1 protein-coding gene and 1 pseudogene are annotated in these 1824 nt (G+C 68.2%); both read right to left on the minus strand.

Annotation, left to right across the window (positions count from 1 at the left end):
• The coding region (locus tag AB4Y84_RS20700) for a family 43 glycosylhydrolase (RefSeq protein ID WP_442250823.1) at nt 1-1479 on the minus strand (1479 nt) is incomplete at its 3' end.
• Nucleotides 1479-1824, minus strand: a pseudogene (locus AB4Y84_RS20705) (sialate O-acetylesterase); the annotation flags it as partial. The pseudogene AB4Y84_RS20705 and the gene AB4Y84_RS20700, both read right to left, overlap by 1 nt.

Consider the following 1824-nt stretch of genomic DNA (forward strand, 5'->3'; position numbering starts at 1 on the left):
GGTTGCCAGGGTKCGGGTAGCACCGCTGCCGTCGCTCGCTTCGAGGAAGACCGCCACGTGGTCACCGCCGACGCTGCGGACACCCAGGAAGTACCAGTGCGTCTCGTTCTGGAAAGCTGCCAGGCCGGCGGCCACGCCTGCTGCCGGGCGGGTCATATCGGTACTGGCCTCGAAGCGCAGGTGCTGCTGGCGTCGGCCGAGGAACGCGGGGTTGCGCAGTGTGTCCAGGTTCTCCGCCAGCGGATGCACGGCCAACGCCCCCGGCCGCTCGCGCAGGTCTGCCCACGGCTGCCTGGGGATGCGCACGCGCAACCAGCCGCTGCCGAGTGTCGGCGCATCGAATTCGTCGCGCTCGGTGAAATTGCCGGTGGAAGGCGCCTGCGACGCGTCGCCCTGCATCCACGAGGGCGCTTTGGCCGCATACGGAATGGCCTGCGTGGCCGGCAGGATCACTGGCCAGCCGTCCTGCCATTGCACCGGCAGCAGATAGGTCTCGCGCCCGGTGTTGTAGTGGCGGATGTCGTAGTTGCGGCTGGCAAGGAACACCGCCCACCAGGAGCCGTCCGGAGCCTCCACCAGATCGGCATGCCCGGCATTGGTGATCGGCAGTGGCCTGCCATCGGGCAGGTCGCGCTGGGTGAGAATCGGATTGCCCGCATACGGCACGTAAGGCCCCCACACCTCGCGGCTGCGCAGCACCACCTGCGAGTGCTGCGGGCCGGTGCCGCCTTCCGCATCGGAGAGGTAGTACCAGCCATCGCGCCTGTAGAGGTGCGGCCCCTCGATCCAGATCGGGTTCCTGGCCGGCTCCACCCCGCCGTCGATCAACACCCTGCGCGGTCCCACCGGGGTGAAACGCTCCAGATCGATCTGCTGCATCCAGATGGCACGGTGGCCCTCGTAGCGTGGTGGGCCGGGCGGTACATCGTTGTTGAGCAGATACACGGTGCCGTCGTTGTCGAAGAACAACGACGGATCGATGCCGTCGATGCCGGGCAGCCAGTGCGGATCGGACCAGGGGCCGGCGGGATCGCGCGCGGTCGCGATGAAATTGCCGCCGCTGTCGACGGCCGTGGTGACCACGTAGAACATGCCGTCGTGGTAACTGATGGCCGGTGCGAAGATGCCACGCGACACGCCCAGGCCGTCGAAGTCCAGCTGCGACGGTCGGTCGATCACGTTGCCGATCTGCTTCCAGTGCACCAGGTCCACGCTTTCGAACACCGGGATGCCCGGGAAGTAGGTGAAGCTGGAATTGACCAGATAGAAGCGCCCGTTTGCGGCGACGACGCTGGGGTCGGCATGGAACCCTGCAAGAATGGGGTTGCGATAGTGTCCGGCCGGCAACGGCGCATCGAATGCCGCGTCGCGACCGCGGTACTCGAACCAGTCGAAGTAGACCGGCGGCGCAGGCGCCGCTGCCCACGCCTGCGGCAGGAATGAAGACAACACGAGCAGTGAGGCCAGCAGCAGGCGCATCAGGGAACCTCCGCAGGAGAAATGGAAAGCTCGAAGGGACCGGCGGGCGCGCCGCTGCTGTCGTGCAGGGTGCACACCGGGCCATCGGCCCAGCAGTAGCGCACGCGGGCGGCGGAACCGGCCTCGGCGCTGCGCAGCACGACGTCGTGACCGTCCAGCACCGTGTCGGCGTAGTGGCAGTGGCGCGCATCGGCGTCGCACAGCTCGAAGCCGATGGGACCGTTCGCGCCGGTCGTGACCAGAGCGCCGGCCACGTCGTCGAACGCGATGCGTACACCGGCCCGCGTGGCCGATGCCTGGCGCGCTATCGGGCCGGACGGCGCTACGCCGCGCTCGCTGTAGACC

Source organism: Stenotrophomonas sp. 2YAF22, assembly GCF_052114665.1.
Taxonomy (GTDB): domain Bacteria; phylum Pseudomonadota; class Gammaproteobacteria; order Xanthomonadales; family Xanthomonadaceae; genus Stenotrophomonas; species Stenotrophomonas indicatrix.